Source organism: Laceyella sacchari (assembly GCF_024927925.1).
GTDB lineage: Bacteria > Bacillota > Bacilli > Thermoactinomycetales > Thermoactinomycetaceae > Laceyella > Laceyella sacchari.
In genome coordinates, this window is the sequence record NZ_CP103866.1 from 3,336,230 (window position 1) to 3,351,583 (window position 15,354).

A 15,354-nucleotide genomic window follows, 5' to 3' on the forward strand; every position below is an offset into this window, starting at 1 on the left:
TCCCCCTGTTTATTCAATCACCCGCTCGCCATTTAACATTTCGATCAAGCGTTCCAACTCCCGTTCGGAGTAATATTCAATTTCGATTTTCCCTTTTTTCCGCCCATGTTTAATGCGTACTGGGGTGCTAAACACTTGTTGCAACACATCTTCATACCGCTTGATGAATGGATCGGCAGTTTTCTTTTTGCGCTCTTCCTTTTTGGGCATCACTTCATTTAACTTTTGCACCCATTCTTCCAACTGCCGAACACTGGGCTTCTCTTTGATCACTTTTTCCGCTAGCCGTTTCAGCATATCCCGATCTTTTACCCCCAGCAGGGTACGAGCATGTCCCATCGATAATGTTCCACGTGAAACATACTCTTGCACCTCCGCCGGCAATTGCAACAACCGCAAGAAATTGGCCACATGCGGACGGCTTTTTCCAACTCGTTCTGCCAGCTCCTCTTGCGTAATCCCCAAATGATTCATCAGTTTCTGATAGGCGAAGGCAACTTCGATTGGATTCAAATCTTCCCGCTGTATGTTTTCCACCAGCGCAATTTCCATCATCTGCTCATCAGTAAAATCTCTTACGACAATGGGAACAGTCTGCAATGCAGCCAGCTTAGCCGCGCGAAAACGACGCTCCCCAGCCACGATTTCATAACCCCGAATGCTCTTGCGGACAACCAAGGGTTGTACAATCCCATGTTGCTTAATCGATTCCATCAATTCCTGCAACGCTGCATCGTCAAAGTTCTTACGAGGTTGATACGGATTGGGGCGCAGCTCAGTGATCTCCGCCTCCGTCACCACATCTTCCTCATTCACGTCAACTTGCGAAAACAAGGCATCCAATCCTCGGCCCAGACGTTTACTCATTCTGCATCACCACTTCTCTCGCCAATTCATTGTAACATTCTGCCCCTCGCGAACGCGCATCATAGACGATAATCGGTTGCCCATGGCTGGGCGCCTCGCTCAATCGGATGTTGCGCGGAATCACTGTGTTGTACACTTTCGTCTGGAAGTATTTTTTCACTTCTTCCATCACCTGCGAAGACAGGTTGGTTCGGGCGTCATACATGGTCAGCAAAACACCTTCAATCTCCAACCCTTTGTTCAAATGCTTTTGCACAATGCGAATGGTATTAAGGAGTTGTCCCAACCCCTCCAACGCATAAAACTCACATTGAATCGGAATCAACACCGATTGGGCGGCACTCAGCGCATTCAGGGTGATAATCCCCAGTGAAGGGGGACAATCGATGAAGATGTAATCAAAACGGTGTTTCACGGTTTGTAAGGCGTTTTTCAATCGCTTCTCCCGCGAAATAACTTGCGACAGTTCAATTTCCACCCCGGCCAATTGAATCGTGGCCGGAATCAAAAAAAGATTTTCCAACAAAGTCGGCAGGATCGATTGCTCCGCTGGTGCTTCATCAATTAACACATCATAGATGCAGTGCTTGACATCCCCTTTGTTTATGCCCAGCCCACTTGTTGTGTTCCCTTGGGGGTCAATATCTACAATCAACACTTTTCTCCCTAGTGCCGCAATCGCTGCAGCCAAGTTCACTGACGTGGTTGTTTTGTAGGGTAGACAGACAGCGCCAGTTCCCTTATCCCAGATAAGGGCCGGTTTCTATCAGCCCCCCTCCGAACCGGACGTACACCTTTCGATGTATCCGGCTCTCCAGTTGTCCCTAAGCCGTTCTTCATATATAAGAGAACACTGACTGAGTGGTTCGTTAAAATAAGAGATCCACCCCGTCTCCCCCTTTACCGCAAGAGTTTGTTTGCCCCCCGACTTGCGCGAACCGTATTTGCGCAACACTTGTTTTACCGATATCTTCTCTTTGCTGGCGATGGTTTTAAGCAGACTGCCATAGTGATAATAACGGAACTTGCCCAACTTGGCCCTTACATCTGCCGCATAGCGGTACGTTTGATATAATTCCTTCATCTCCCCGGCGTACAAGCTCACCAACTCCGGGACACTGAGGTGGAGCCGTCCTGGATGACGCACCGGCTTTCCTTCGCGGCGGAAAGGACGCGTAAGCTCTTGCATAGACACATGTGGCACCAAGGGAGTAAGTCGCCCTGGTTCTCTGCAATCCGGCGCAAGTTCATATGGGCCAAACCGCACCCGGTGCTTGTCTTGCACATGAACCAGCGTCAACGGCGTGAACGATTCAAACCCAAGTTCATTTTCCAGACAATCATGCAGGTGATCGCGAAGTGTTTGGGCCATCCGTTTCGATCCTTTGACACCTACAAACAAATATCGGTTCCATCGGATATAATGCATGTCTATTGGAGATGATGCTACTTGAACATATCGCCGCATGCACCGATCCAGCGCATGGAACAGCAACTGGCAAGGAAACAACAACCTTTCCTCATCGGCATGAACGACGATCGGTTCAGTGCGCTCGGTCATCTGCCAGCGATCGGCATTCAACATACGCCGAACCAGCTCCAACAACCGCCCATCCTCCAACCGCTCCCGTAACAACTCCAGCAATAAAGCCTGTTGGTTTGGATTCCAATGAACAGGAAGTGCCCCTCCTACCAACCAATCCACGCCAATCGCTTCACGTATGGCCCGCAAAGCGCCTTTTATGGTAGGCATCGGGTAGACACCATGCGAACCATGCCAAAAATGCGGTTCAAAGATTGCGGAAATAAGTTGAATAACTGCCCCGCGCAACAAACGATCTTCCCATTTGGGCTGTCGCCCTGGCTCGTCCACCTTGCCAAAGTCATCGGGGGCAAATCGGTAGGTCTCCGTTCTCAATTGATGAATCATTTTTTCTATCATCGCTATGTAAGCCTGTCCGTGCGGTGCCAAATCGGCCTCCGTACCGGATGTTTCCTGCACCTGCGTAAGCGCATATCGATAGAAATCGGGATTAAACAAATTGCGGTAAAGTCGACGAAAGCGAAAGTGCGGCTGTTCCTTCGCTTTTTGGCTTAGCAATGATAGGATGACCTCGGCTCTCTGCATTACGCATACCTCCGGCACACTATCATTTGGACAACCTGCCCCCCTTCGCCACGTAGCAGGCTTTCCCTACCTCAGACTACTATGGGGGCTCCGTCACCATAGTGAAAACAGTGGGCTCTTCTTTAGACCCAGCCTCACCTTAGGTGATCTCCGTTTAGAACGATGAGTACAAGGGAGTGACTTAGGTTCCCGTTCGTCTCCTTTACGTATCGTCGATACGCCGAGGAAAGTTAGAGAGTGCCGAAGAGCGCGGGCAATGCTCCCGACAAACTTTCCTGTGCGCTTGCCCCTCTTGGCTGGCGCACCCCGGATGGTTAAGGCAAGGAAACTGGGTTTCAAGCAGTCTAGCCTTGACCATATCACTCCTTGGTCTTGCGCATCCACTTGACATCAGCCATGCAAGCCTTGCGCGTTACTGACAGGCGATGTTCCCTGATCGGTGTTTCCCCCTCAGGTAAGTCAGTCGACCATCGGGATCTCTCTCTAATCCCGAGCTTCCTTTGAAGCGATACTCACCGCCCCTTACGGACGCACGCCCACGCCTCCTTTTTGATTGGCAATTGCAATGATTTTGCCCATTGTTCCACCTCTTCTCCCAAACATCCGCTGGCATGTTCGAGGATTCATCGCCCCGCTCCATGAACTGGGGCTTTCCTGCCTATCGTTGTAGCGAGATTGGAGTAAAGCAAAGGTGCCGCATGCCGCTATTCCCCATCCCTAAACCGTTCAAGCTCTCCATTCTCAGGCCGTCCTGTTTCCTCATGAAACTTCAGCCTATTAAGCAGAAGGGGATGGCCAAACACCTTATCCCGGAAACAAACCCACCCTTTCCATTCAAGGCGTTTCAACCCATTTCCAGGCAAGCGACGCCGCTTCCATTCCATGCCGTTCTTCTCTTCATGCGGGGCGAAACCGGGATCGAGTTCCCTTTTCCCGCTTACAACGACGTTTCAAAGCTCTTGTAAAGAAAAAGAGGCGACCGCCTCCACAGACGTCTTGGCGAAACCATCCTGTCCAACCGTCTTTGAAGCTTTGTTGCCTCGCTTTTCATTCTTTTCTCCCTTTATTTTAATAATAGTCAAGTGAGAACGAAAGGAAAAAATCATGAAATCGTTTTAATCCCCCTGTTTCGGAATGCGGATAATCACCTCATAAAACTCATCATGCTCCTGTTCATCCGCCTGCACCAGCAAGCCGCTCTGCTTCACCATATCCACTGATTGCCGAATCGTATTGATGGCGATGCGTAAATCGCGAGACACTGACTTGCGCCGGCTTTTCTTCGTTTTCTCCGTGGAAGCCAGCAGTTTGCTGATTCGCTCTTCCGTCTGTTTCACATTCAAATCGTGTTCAATGATATCCGCCAACACCTGCAATTGCAGCGCCTCATCTTTGAGGGACAAGAGCGCCCGGGCATGCCGCTCGGTGATGGATCGCTTGAGCAAGGCCGTTTGCACCTCTTCAGGTAAATGCAACAGCCGCAATTTGTTCGCAATCGTTGATTGTCCTTTACCCAAGCGCTGTGCTAAACTTTCTTGTGTCAACTGATTCAATTCCAACAATCGTTGATACGCATGTGCTTCTTCGATTGCCGTTAGATTTTCCCGTTGCAAATTCTCAATCAAGGCGGCCGACGCCGCTTGGTTGTCAGTCATATTGCGAATGATCGCCGGGACGGTTTCCATGCCTAGCTTTCTAACTGCCCGCAGGCGCCGTTCACCCGCAATCAGTTCATAACCCCCGTGCCCGTTCCGTCGCACAACTATCGGCTGAATAACGCCATGCGAACGAATGGACTGGCACAATTCATCAATTCGATCTTCTTGGAAGACCGTTCGAGGTTGATACGGGCTTGGCTCAATGATTTCCACTGAAATGTGCTTCACTTGGTCCAGGCTTTTGTCCTCTTTATCCACCAAACCGAATAGTCGTGTGAACGGTTGTTTCATTGACACAGACACCACCTTACGGTTATCTCGAAGTAGCCCGATCTATTAATACCATTCGCTGGCAGTTACATTACACCCTGCCCGCTGGCCATTTCTCAAAAAATGTTCAGGAAATGTTCCACGTGGAACACGGCAACCCTTCTGGTGACAAATAGTTTCATTGCATGAATCGCGCGCAAATCTGTGTGATTTTCTTGTCAGTTTTTTGGCTGTTGCATAAATTGCACATCTTTGTAGATATTGGTCTGATTCTGTTGACCCTTCGCCTTCACAATTGATAGAATCGTGGGAAGAAGGGCATTTCATTCACTTGAGGAGGATATCTGAAAATGAGTGTACCTGTATACATAGGGAATGACCAAGGGTACTATGGCACCAAAGTCGTCACACGTGCCAACGGCAAGTTCTATAAGATGTTTATTCGGAACATGGTCGTTCCGAACCGCGTTGGGGAGATCACTTATAACAATGATCCACATAACATTATGTATCGTGAACGTGAAGGTGACCGTGAATGGTTCTGCGGTAAGCTGGCCATTGAACAAGCCGGCGATGATGAACTGTTCGACTCCCATAAGCGTCGGTTATTCAGCCCTACATGGTTCCGTGAGCAAGAATATCTGATCATGTTCCGCGTCAGCACGGGATTGATGTTGCAAGGAAGCACGGAACCGGTAGTGTCCGTCGCTCTGCCAACGGATAGCTATATTGATTATAAAGATGAGTTAAAACGCCGTCTCATCGGTAAACATTCTTTTGAAGTGAAACAAGGCAACCTGCCATGGCGCCGGATTGAGTTTGAAATCAAGCGTGAAAATCTCTTCGTAATCAGCCAGCCGATGGCCACCCTCTTCCACATCGCCTTGGATCGGGATGGCAAATTGTTGAATGAGGATCTGTTCATTCAAAAAGTGAGCATCAACGACTTAGGATTTGGTACTTCGGACATTGAAACACTGCACGGAGAAACCATCATCAAACGTCAAAGCTTCACTTCCCGCCATGCCATGCTCAACGTATATGAATTGTTGGCGAAACGCTTGCTGGACTTCACTCGCCAAGCTGATCCGGATTCCAACGGAAAAGAGTATCCCATCTGGAGTTTGCCTCGCGTCGTACGTTCCGGCGAGATCAGCTTCAAAGGGAAAGTGCATGACGTTAGCGCGATCGTCCAAGAATGCATCAAAGAAGTGGGTGAAGCGTTGGTCAACGAAGTTTGGAACCGTCTCGACTACGGGGATGACATCACCTACATCATCCTAACTGGTGGGGCTTCCATTCCGTTTAAAGCATTTTACCGTGAACGTTTCGGGGACAAGCTGATCTTCGCTGAAGATTACGGCATTGAAGCCCAATTCGCCAATGGTTTCGGGCTGTGCAAGTTTGCCCAATCCAAAGCTCGTGCAGTACCAACCAAAGACATGCTGGAAGCAGCAGCCACAATTCATCAAGAATTCCATGTACCTGACTCCTTCGCTGAAGCAGCTGCAGTCACCGAGAAAAAAGGCAGTAAATCGGTAAAAAAATGAAACAATACACAACCCCCAAGGAAACCCTTGGGGGAATGCTTTTAAAACCCATTTTTATAAAATAACCCTAGCGATTGCTTGAAAAAAAAGCGATAATAAAAACAGGAGAACTTGTCAGAGCGTAGGGATTCACCACCTGGCTACGAAAAAGGAGGGGGAGAAATGACACAACATGAATCCCAGTACGACTTGATCATCATCGGCACGGAACCTTCCGATCACGAAAGCGTCCGAAAATTGCAAGAGAGCGGAAAAACGGCTTATTACATCCAATTGACTCCCAACATGATTACCACCCTGGTAAGCCAATCGTTAACAAATAGGGAGTCAATTGACGAACCCTCCTCTGCTAGCGAACATGCAGATGCGGATCTCAAATTGACCTTGCACCAAACCACCTTACATACACCCACTGGGGAAACAACCACGCACACCATCCATGTCGCTAGGGGCGAGGTGAAACAAGAAGAAGAGGAGATATCCATCTCTTATTCTGAGGAAACGGCTTACCAGGAATCGGCGCATTACCAGACTCACCCCTTAGAGGAAGATACGGAACAGGCCGATGAAGAATGGGAAGTGCTGGAAGCACAAGAAGTTGAATATGCTAGTCCGTATAGCTTTTTTCAAGAAACCCCGCCCGCTTCAACTCGCAAAAAAGGATTACGACGGAAAAATCGGATTCCCTTTCAAGCGGAACAAGAAGAGAAAGAAGAACATACGGTTTATCCGGTGGAACGGATCGCTTTGGAAGATGACGAACCGGAGCGAGAACAGGAAACCTTCTCTTATTCGCCTTGGGGAGAACCCTCTTCCATGCCCAACTTGTTCACACCCTTGGCTTTTGAACCAGATGCCGCCCAACAACCTGACAATGACGAACCAAAAAAAGAGGAACCGATCCAACCTATTTATCGCGAACGGGATTTGAAACTACGGAAACGTCTTGCAGCGAACAAACGCATTCAATACATGGATCATGACGGGCAAGAACAACAAGACAATGGGCAGCAAGCCAACCAACAACCCATGAGCCCATTCTCATTTGAATCGCAGGCTCCCATGCATCACTCACCTTTCCGTGAATCATCCTCCTATCGGGAATCAATCTCTTACCAAGAGTCATCCTCTTTCCAAGAGGCAACTCAAGGGATTCAATATGAAGCGGATACACAATCGCAACCATTGGAGCCATTTTCCTCTCGCAGGCGGAACCGCCAGAAAAAAGCCCGCTTCCAGCAGAAAATCGAGTCGCTCGTAGACCATCGGGCCAACAAAGCTCCCATGCAACAAAATACGGCCTCTTTTTGGGAAGAGCAACCGCAACAACAAACGAATCATCAATCTCCTTTTTTCGCCTTTGAGGACGGTCCATTATTTGAAAACACACAACCAACCATGCAACCATTTAGCCATGACTCTTCTCAAGACGAAGAGCCGGAAATGGATGCCAGCCTGAAACGGGATGACATTGAATTTGAAGATGCCTATGGCGGCTACAACTCTTGGGAAGAGTTCTTAACCCCCCATTCCGAAAACAGCCGCAAACGGCAAGAAATGGACAAAATAGAAAAAAGGAAGCTCGCTTTGCGCGGCCTCCACAGTTTAATCAACAATTTAGGATAAAGCGAAAAGCCGAATGCGCACTCCACCATCATTGAGTCATTCGGCTTTTATTTTTTCTCTCAGGTTCGTCATACCAACGGCTGTTTTGTCGGTGTCCCCGCTTTGCGCGGATACGCCTTGGGCGTGTGATCTCTTTTCTGCATCATGATAAGATTGCGTGTCCCCATCGCTTCAGGGAGAACGAGCTCTTTGCGTTGGCATGTGGTTTTACCCAGCACATGTAATGCCCGTTTGGCCTCTTTCATCTCCTCTTCTGCCGACGGCCCTTTCATTGACACAAATGTTCCGCCCACTTTTACAAACGGCAAACAGTACTCCGCCAACACATTGAGGCGGGCGACGGCCCTGGCAGTAGCCATGTCATAAGCCTCTCGGAACCCTTTTTGTTTGGCTACCTCTTCCGCCCGGCCATGCACGCAAGTGACATGATCCAGTTCCAACAGATCCGCCACTTCCTGCAAGAACCCCACCCTTTTCTTTAATGAATCCAACAACGTCAGTTTCAGTTCCGGAAAAGCGATTTTTAGCGGAATCCCTGGAAATCCGGCTCCAGTACCTACATCGATCAACGAAGTCACTCGGCTTACATCCACCACTTGCGCCAAGGTGAGCGAATCATAAAAGTGTTTCACATACACCTCCCGCACATCCGTGATGGAGGTGAGATTCATCACTTCATTGATTTTGATCAAATGCTCATAATACAGCGCAAACTGTTGTAGCTGGCGTTCCGACAACAACAGGCCCCACGGCGCAACCTGTTCCCGGAGCCATTCGCCTAGCTCATGCATAAACGTCCTCCTTAAAAACCGACCGCCCGCTCGCGACCCGTTTTAAATTCCGTGCTAAGTGTTACTCATTCAGGCCCTGTATGCTTTACCGCCTTGTTCAATATGAACCATCAATATGGAGATATCAGCAGGATTGACGCCGGAGATGCGGGACGCCTGGCCCAAGGAAAGAGGGCGCACTTTCTCCAACTTCTCGCGCGCTTCCGAGGAAATGCCAGCAATCTTGCTATAATCGACCCAAGCTGGAATCCGCTTCTCGTCCATTCGTTTCATCTTCTCCACTTGTTGCAACGCTTTTTTAATGTAACCTTCATATTTCAATTGAATCTCCACTTGTTCTTCCACATCGACCGGCAGCGGCTCAGGTGGCGGCGACATCTGCGCAATCTCCTTATACCCCAGCTCCGGACGCTTGATCAACGTCGCCAGCTCAACGGCATTATTGATTTCCGTCGTACCCATGGAAACCAAAATGGATTGCACTTCAGGCGTCGGACGCACTTTTGTTTCACGCAATCGCTCGATTTCCCGGGCAATTGCTTGTCGTTTGCTGTTGAAGCGGGCATAGCGCTCCTCGCTGATCAGCCCGATTTCATAGCCGATGTCGGTCAATCGCAAATCAGCGTTGTCATGGCGAAGCAGCAAGCGGTATTCAGCACGGGATGTGAGCAAGCGGTACGGCTCATTGGTTCCTTTGGTCACCAAGTCATCAATCAGCACACCGATATACGCCTGGGAACGGTCAAGGATTACCGGCTCTTTGCCTTGCACTTTACGTGCGGCGTTGATTCCGGCCATAATCCCTTGCGCCGCCGCTTCTTCATATCCCGACGTGCCATTCAATTGGCCAGCGGTGAACAGATTTTCCACCCGTTTGGTTTCCAGCGAAGGCCACAATTGTGTAGGGACGATTGAATCATACTCAATCGCATACCCCGTGCGCATCATCTCTACTTTTTCCATCCCTTCAATCGTGCGCAGGATCGACAATTGGACATCTTCCGGCAAACTGGTGGAGAGCCCTTGCACGTACATCTCCATCGTCTCCCTGCCCTCCGGCTCGATAAAGATCTGATGTCGTCCCTTGTCAGCGAAACGCACAATCTTATCTTCAATCGACGGGCAATAGCGCGGCCCCGTTCCTTCAATCACACCTGAATACATAGGCGCTCGGTGCAAATTGTCACGGATAAGTTGGTGCGTGCGCTCATTGGTATGGGTCAACCAACAAGGTAGCTGGTCAGTGATAAACTCGGTCGTCTCATATGAGAAAGCCCGCGGCTCCTTATCCCCCGGTTGCTCTTCCATTTTGCTCGTATCAATGGTATTTTTGTTCACACGCGGAGGCGTTCCCGTTTTGAAGCGCACCATGTCAAACCCCAGTTCCAAAAGATGATGCGCTAACTCAACCGCAGGCTGTTGATTGTTCGGCCCACTTTCATAAGAAAGATCCCCAATAATGACTTTTCCCCGCAGATACGTGCCAGTAGTCAATACGACCGCTTTGGCGTAATACTTCGCACCGGTGCGGGTTATTACCCCATGGCACACACCGTTGTCTACGATCAGCCGCTCCACCAATCCTTGATGCACTGTCAGATTAGGCGTCGTTTCCAAGGTTTTCTTCATTTCACGCTGGTACAACACCTTATCCGCCTGCGCCCGCAATGCGTACACAGCAGGGCCTTTACCCGTGTTTAACATGCGCATTTGGATATGGGTCTTATCAATCACCTTTCCCATTTCCCCACCTAGCGCATCGATTTCCCGCACCACATGCCCTTTCGCTGGTCCCCCGATGGACGGATTGCAAGGCATGTACGCAATCGTATCCAGGCTGATTGTCAACAACAAGGTGGAACACCCCATGCGGGCGGCAGCCAAAGCAGATTCGCATCCGGCATGGCCCGCTCCCACCACGACCACATCATAATGCCCAGCATCATAGGTCGTCATCTTTGTCACCCCATTTTCTATTTTCCTAAGCAGAACTGCGAAAATATTTGATCGATCAAATCCTCCGCCACGGCATCCCCAATCACTTCGCCCAAGTATTGCCAAGCATTCTTCAGGTCGATCTCCACCATATCCAGCGGCATCCCCGCTTCGATTCCCTGAATCACTTCATCCACGCTTTCCTTGGCTTGGTTTAGCAAGTGAATGTGCCGCGCGTTGCTCACATACGTTCCCTCTCCCATGTCCATCTTGCCCAAGTGGAAGAGTTGGGAAATCGCCTCTTCCAAATCTTCAATGCCCCGCTCTTCTTTCAACGAAGTGGTAATCAATGGCTTGTCGCCGATCAGCTGCTTGACCTCTTCCAAATCCAATTGGCCCGGCAAATCCATTTTATTGACAATAACCACTGCCGTATGGCGCTCAATCAGTTCCAACAGCCGCCGATCCTCCTCGGCAAGTGGTTCAGCAAAGTTAAGTACCAGCAACACCAAATCAGCTTGTTGCAATGCTTGACGCGAACGCTCTACCCCAATCTTCTCCACCACATCCTCCGTCTCGCGGATGCCGGCAGTGTCCAACAAACGCAAGGGAATCCCCCGCACATTCACATACTCTTCGATGACATCGCGAGTGGTGCCCGGTATATCCGTCACAATCGCCTTATTCTCTTGAGTCAGTGCATTCATCAACGAAGATTTCCCCACGTTGGGGCGTCCGATGATCGCTGTTTGAATTCCTTCGCGATAGATTTTTCCCTGTTTGGCGGTGGAGAGCAATTTCTCGATTTGGCCAGATATGTAACGGCATCGTTCCTCCAAAAATTGAGAGGTCATCTCTTCCGCATCATACTCGGGATAATCGACATTGACTGCCAAATGAGCCAACGTCTCCAGAATTTCGCTGCGCAGTTTGTTGATTAAGCGGGAAAGCCGCCCTTCTGCCTGAGACAGAGCGATTTTGGCCGCCCGATCTGTCTTGGACCGGATCAAGTCGATCACCGCCTCCGCTTGCGAAAGGTCAATCCGGCCATTCAAAAAGGCGCGTTTTGTGAATTCACCCGGTTCAGCCAACCGAGCACCGGCCGCAAATAACGCTTCCAATGTTTTTTGCACGGGAACCATCCCGCCGTGGCAACTCACTTCCACTACATCTTCACGGGTGAAGGTGCGCGGTGCACGCATCACCGTCACCAGCACTTCATCTATCCGTTCCTCTGTTCGTGGATGCACAACATGCCCATAATGCACCGTATGCGTCTCCACTTCAGCCAATTTCTTTTTCCCTTTATAGAGTTGGTCGACAATCGACACCGCCTCGGGACCACTCACCCGTATGACGGCGATCCCTCCCTCGCCCGCCGGTGTCGCAACCGCTGCGATTGTATCCGTCTCCATTGTGTCACCTCTAAGATTTTCCTAATAGTTAATCTTAGCATAGCCTGAAACGGCAAGCAAAACAGATTAGTAAACAAAAAAACTCCCCGATTTGGGGAGAGACGAGCTTTCGTAAACAGTGGCATGAGCCCGATGATTGCGCTTTTCGTTTTACGCGGCATCATGAGTGGAAAGCAGCTCTTATATCGATAAGCCCTTCGTGATTCAGCTTTGGCTGGTCCACTCAATGACCACACGGCGCTCAGGTTCGACGCCGATGCTCCGCGTGTCAATGCCCGCATGATTCTGGGCGATCAGATGCACCAGTTTCCGCTCATGCGCAGGCATCGGAGAAAGCTCCACAGAGCCTTTCTTTGCTTGCGCTTCCGCCACCGCCTTTTCGGTGACCCCCACCAAAAGGTCCAAGCGGCGTTTCCGATACCCGCCGGCATCCAATTGAAACCGAACCGGGGTTTCCGCCCCCCGGTTGGCCACCGTGTGCGTCAACAATTGCAAAGCCTCGATCGTTTGGCCCCTGCGTCCAATGAGCGGCCCTAACTCTTTCCCGACCAACTCCAACACCACGGCATCCTGCTCATCAAGTGGTGTGTGGACATGTACTTGCGCCTCCACTCCGAGCTTAGCGACCAACTCCGTCAGGAAGCGCACCCCTTTTTGGACGGGATCCTCCACAAGCGTGACTTCCACCACAGCTTGGCGCCGACCAATAATGCCAAGCAATCCTTTATTCGGTTCAGACAGCACCCGATAGGAAACCTGGTCGCGGGAAGTCTGTAATTGGGCGCAGGCCTGATCGAGCGCCTCTTCGATTGTTTCTGCTTCGACGGTCACTTTCGTCAACGAGCAGTCCCCTCCGATACATTGCCCTTCACTTTTTTCTTATTGAAGAAGATTAAATACTGGATAATCGTGAAAATGTTCCCATACACCCAGTACAGGGAGAGTGCCGATGGAAACTGATACGCCAATAAAAAGATCATGATCGGCATGATCCACAGCATCACCTTGGTTTGTGGATTATCCGCTGCACCGGTAGCGATAAATTGCAAATACGTAGTAAATGCCGCGAGCAGAGGCAAAATATAATAAGGGTCTGGTCTTCCCAATTCAAGATAGAGGAAATCAGATGTAAAGATATGCTCATTTCCCATGATCGCTTGGTAAAACGCGAACAAAATGGGGATTTGGATCAGCATGGGAAAACAACCCGCCATGGGATTGATATTGTGCTTTTGGAACAGCTTCATTGTCTCTTCCTGTAGCTTCTGCTGGTTGTTTTTATATTTCTCTCTGATCTTTACAATGTGCGGTTGCAACTCTTGCATCGCTTTGGAGCTTTGCTGCTGTTTCCATGTGAGCGGGAAAACGATCAAGCGCACAAGGAAGGTAACCACCAAGATCGACCAGCCATAGTTGCCGAGCAACACCTTAAACCAGTCCAACAGTTCAGACATGGGAATAACTAAGAACTTCTGCCACAAACTTGGATTTTCACGATCAATCTTATATTGTTGTTGATTTGGCGTACAGCCAGTCAGCATGACAACAGCCATCACAAATAACAACAGGATGGCGATGCTACGCTTATGTTTCAACACGGGAGTGCCCCCCTCATCTCTTCCATATTTTATTATTGGCCCGTCCGTTTCTCCGTCCGCTTCACGGATTTCTCTGGTACATAATCAAATCCGCCAGGATGAAAGGGATGACATTTGAGCAACCTTTTCAATGTGAGCCACCCCCCCACGAAAACACCGTGGCGCTGTATCGCGATCAGTGCATACTCGGAGCAGGTAGGCACAAAACGACAGGTAGGCTGCGGCTTCAAAGGTGAGATAAACCGACGATAAAATGTTATTAGGCCCAGGGCGAACGCTTTCATCCCGATCTCCTCTTTATTTTGAAAGTGGATGCGGCGGCTTCTTCGCAAAGGCTTTTCCTTTGTTCAGCACATGGTAAAGGCTTGACCTCACTTGATGGTAATCCATGTCCTTGGCGGGGTTGCGGGCGATAACCACGAAGTCGGTGTGCGGTTGCAAATGGGAAGTCCAAGCCCGCATCGCTTCTTTGATCAACCGCTTCACTCGGTTGCGCACTACTGCGTTTCCCACTTTTTTGCTGACGGAAACACCGATGCGCGGAAGCCCTTCATCCTTGCGTGCGTACATCACGACGACAAATTGGCGATTCGCCACCGAGTGTCCTGCTCGAAAAACCCTTGTAAAATCGTTTCGCCTCTTTAGACGATATTCCTGTTGCAAAGAGACGGCTCCTTCCCAAACAAAAGTACCAATCAATCACCATTATAGAGCAAAAGCGGGCGAATTAAACAGAGGGGATATAAGAAGATAGGAAAAAAGGCCACATCAGTGCGTGGCCATTAAGCGGATAATACTTTTCTTCCTTTTCTTCTGCGGCGCGCCAATACCTTGCGACCATTTTTGGTTGCCATGCGAGCACGGAAACCATGGACATTCTTGCGCTTGCGCTTGCTTGGTTGATAAGTGCGTTTCATATAGACGACCTGGTCTTATCAGCCCACTATCTGGTGAAGCAACCATGGTGGTAACCAGATAGGGAATCCATCAACCAGGAACCCTCCCTTCTGTAACTTACTTGGATTACATACCGATGGGCAATCTCTCTCATTATAGCCAGGTGAGCTGTGCCCTGTCAAGGAACGGGATTTGTGCACAAGCAGTTATCCACATGTGGATATAGGGTTTTCTATCCATGCGTTATCCCGACATTATCCTCCATCTGTCCACAACATCCACACCTGTTAATAACTGTCGACGGAACCCCCTGTGGATTGTGGATAACTTATTATTTTTCATTGTAAATACTGGTATCTTTTGATATTCTTATTTTGTTTTCTTGTGGATAATTGTCGTTTGATGGTTCTTTATCCACACAATGTGGATAAGTCGATTTGTCTCTTTCCACAGCCTGTGAAAAAAAATATCCACAGCCTGTGAGTTGTGTTGATAACTGCCTCAAACGCTTATAAATACAGGGGAAAACCTGTGCATAAATGATTTCATAAATCTGTTTCAGTTTGGACACGTCTCTGTCCATATTTTGTCAATAAACTGTCGCAAAGGAGGGGTTCAA

At 49.4% G+C, this 15,354-nt stretch carries 15 protein-coding genes; 2 read left to right on the forward strand and 13 right to left on the reverse strand.

The genetic code is table 11. The features are described from left to right. Nucleotides 1-9: 9 nt before the first annotated feature. The 4 genes from NYR52_RS16355 to noc form a co-directional block, all read right to left on the reverse strand. Nucleotides 10-867: a ParB/RepB/Spo0J family partition protein gene (locus NYR52_RS16355; RefSeq protein WP_132221846.1), complete on the reverse strand. Its 858-nt coding sequence runs from the start codon at nucleotides 865-867 to the stop codon at nucleotides 10-12. Next, entirely contained in the window at nucleotides 860-1,618 is a 759-nt protein-coding gene (locus tag NYR52_RS16360) for a ParA family protein (RefSeq protein WP_132221848.1), read from the reverse strand. Before NYR52_RS16360 ends, NYR52_RS16355 begins: the two co-directional genes overlap by 8 nt. A gap of 15 nt (nucleotides 1,619-1,633) precedes the next feature. Next, entirely contained in the window at nucleotides 1,634-2,995 is a 1,362-nt protein-coding gene (locus NYR52_RS16365; RefSeq protein WP_259436050.1) for a reverse transcriptase family protein, read from the reverse strand. A 1,115-nt stretch (nucleotides 2,996-4,110) separates the two neighbouring features. Continuing rightward, nucleotides 4,111-4,944 (reverse strand): nucleoid occlusion protein, encoded by an 834-nt coding sequence (gene noc, locus NYR52_RS16370; protein ID WP_181352819.1) that lies wholly within the window; start codon nucleotides 4,942-4,944, stop codon nucleotides 4,111-4,113. Nucleotides 4,945-5,273: 329 nt separating this feature from the next. Between noc and NYR52_RS16375 the strand changes: the two genes are divergently transcribed. Together NYR52_RS16375 and NYR52_RS16380 are read left to right on the forward strand one after the other, a co-directional pair. Then, a complete protein-coding gene (locus NYR52_RS16375) occupies nucleotides 5,274-6,473 on the forward strand; it encodes a ParM/StbA family protein (protein WP_132221854.1) in 1,200 nt (399 codons plus the stop codon). Nucleotides 6,474-6,635: 162 nt separating this feature from the next. After that, a complete protein-coding gene (locus NYR52_RS16380) occupies nucleotides 6,636-8,099 on the forward strand; it encodes a hypothetical protein (protein ID WP_259436051.1) in 1,464 nt (487 codons plus the stop codon). A gap of 68 nt (nucleotides 8,100-8,167) precedes the next feature. Here the strand turns inward: NYR52_RS16380 and rsmG are convergent, their stop codons facing one another. The 9 genes from rsmG to NYR52_RS16425 form a co-directional block, all read right to left on the reverse strand. Then, the gene (gene rsmG, locus NYR52_RS16385) at nucleotides 8,168-8,890 is read right to left on the reverse strand and encodes a 16S rRNA (guanine(527)-N(7))-methyltransferase RsmG (RefSeq protein WP_022737286.1); all 723 of its coding nucleotides are present in this window, start codon (nucleotides 8,888-8,890) and stop codon (nucleotides 8,168-8,170) included. 69 nt (nucleotides 8,891-8,959) lie between these two features. Further along, nucleotides 8,960-10,846 carry a tRNA uridine-5-carboxymethylaminomethyl(34) synthesis enzyme MnmG gene (gene mnmG / locus NYR52_RS16390; protein WP_259436052.1) on the reverse strand — a complete coding sequence of 629 codons (1,887 nt, stop codon included), beginning with the start codon at nucleotides 10,844-10,846 and terminating at the stop codon, nucleotides 8,960-8,962. A gap of 17 nt (nucleotides 10,847-10,863) precedes the next feature. After that, nucleotides 10,864-12,240 (reverse strand): tRNA uridine-5-carboxymethylaminomethyl(34) synthesis GTPase MnmE, encoded by a 1,377-nt coding sequence (gene mnmE, locus NYR52_RS16395; RefSeq protein WP_132221860.1) that lies wholly within the window; start codon nucleotides 12,238-12,240, stop codon nucleotides 10,864-10,866. 204 nt (nucleotides 12,241-12,444) lie between these two features. Further along, entirely contained in the window at nucleotides 12,445-13,071 is a 627-nt protein-coding gene (gene jag / locus NYR52_RS16400; RefSeq protein ID WP_246026922.1) for an RNA-binding cell elongation regulator Jag/EloR, read from the reverse strand. 5 nt (nucleotides 13,072-13,076) lie between these two features. Then, nucleotides 13,077-13,793, reverse strand: a complete 717-nt coding sequence (locus NYR52_RS16405) for a YidC/Oxa1 family membrane protein insertase (protein WP_132222060.1) — start codon at nucleotides 13,791-13,793, stop codon at nucleotides 13,077-13,079. 77 nt (nucleotides 13,794-13,870) lie between these two features. Next, entirely contained in the window at nucleotides 13,871-14,122 is a 252-nt protein-coding gene (yidD, locus tag NYR52_RS16410) for a membrane protein insertion efficiency factor YidD (RefSeq protein ID WP_132221864.1), read from the reverse strand. A gap of 13 nt (nucleotides 14,123-14,135) precedes the next feature. Continuing rightward, on the reverse strand, nucleotides 14,136-14,501 hold the full coding sequence (gene rnpA / locus NYR52_RS16415) for a ribonuclease P protein component (RefSeq protein ID WP_022737280.1): 366 nt from the start codon (nucleotides 14,499-14,501) through the stop codon (nucleotides 14,136-14,138). Nucleotides 14,502-14,620: 119 nt separating this feature from the next. Next, nucleotides 14,621-14,755: a 50S ribosomal protein L34 gene (gene rpmH, locus NYR52_RS16420; protein WP_083464932.1), complete on the reverse strand. Its 135-nt coding sequence runs from the start codon at nucleotides 14,753-14,755 to the stop codon at nucleotides 14,621-14,623. A 311-nt stretch (nucleotides 14,756-15,066) separates the two neighbouring features. Continuing rightward, entirely contained in the window at nucleotides 15,067-15,306 is a 240-nt protein-coding gene (locus tag NYR52_RS16425) for a hypothetical protein (RefSeq protein ID WP_157053265.1), read from the reverse strand. Nucleotides 15,307-15,354: the final 48 nt, after the last annotated feature.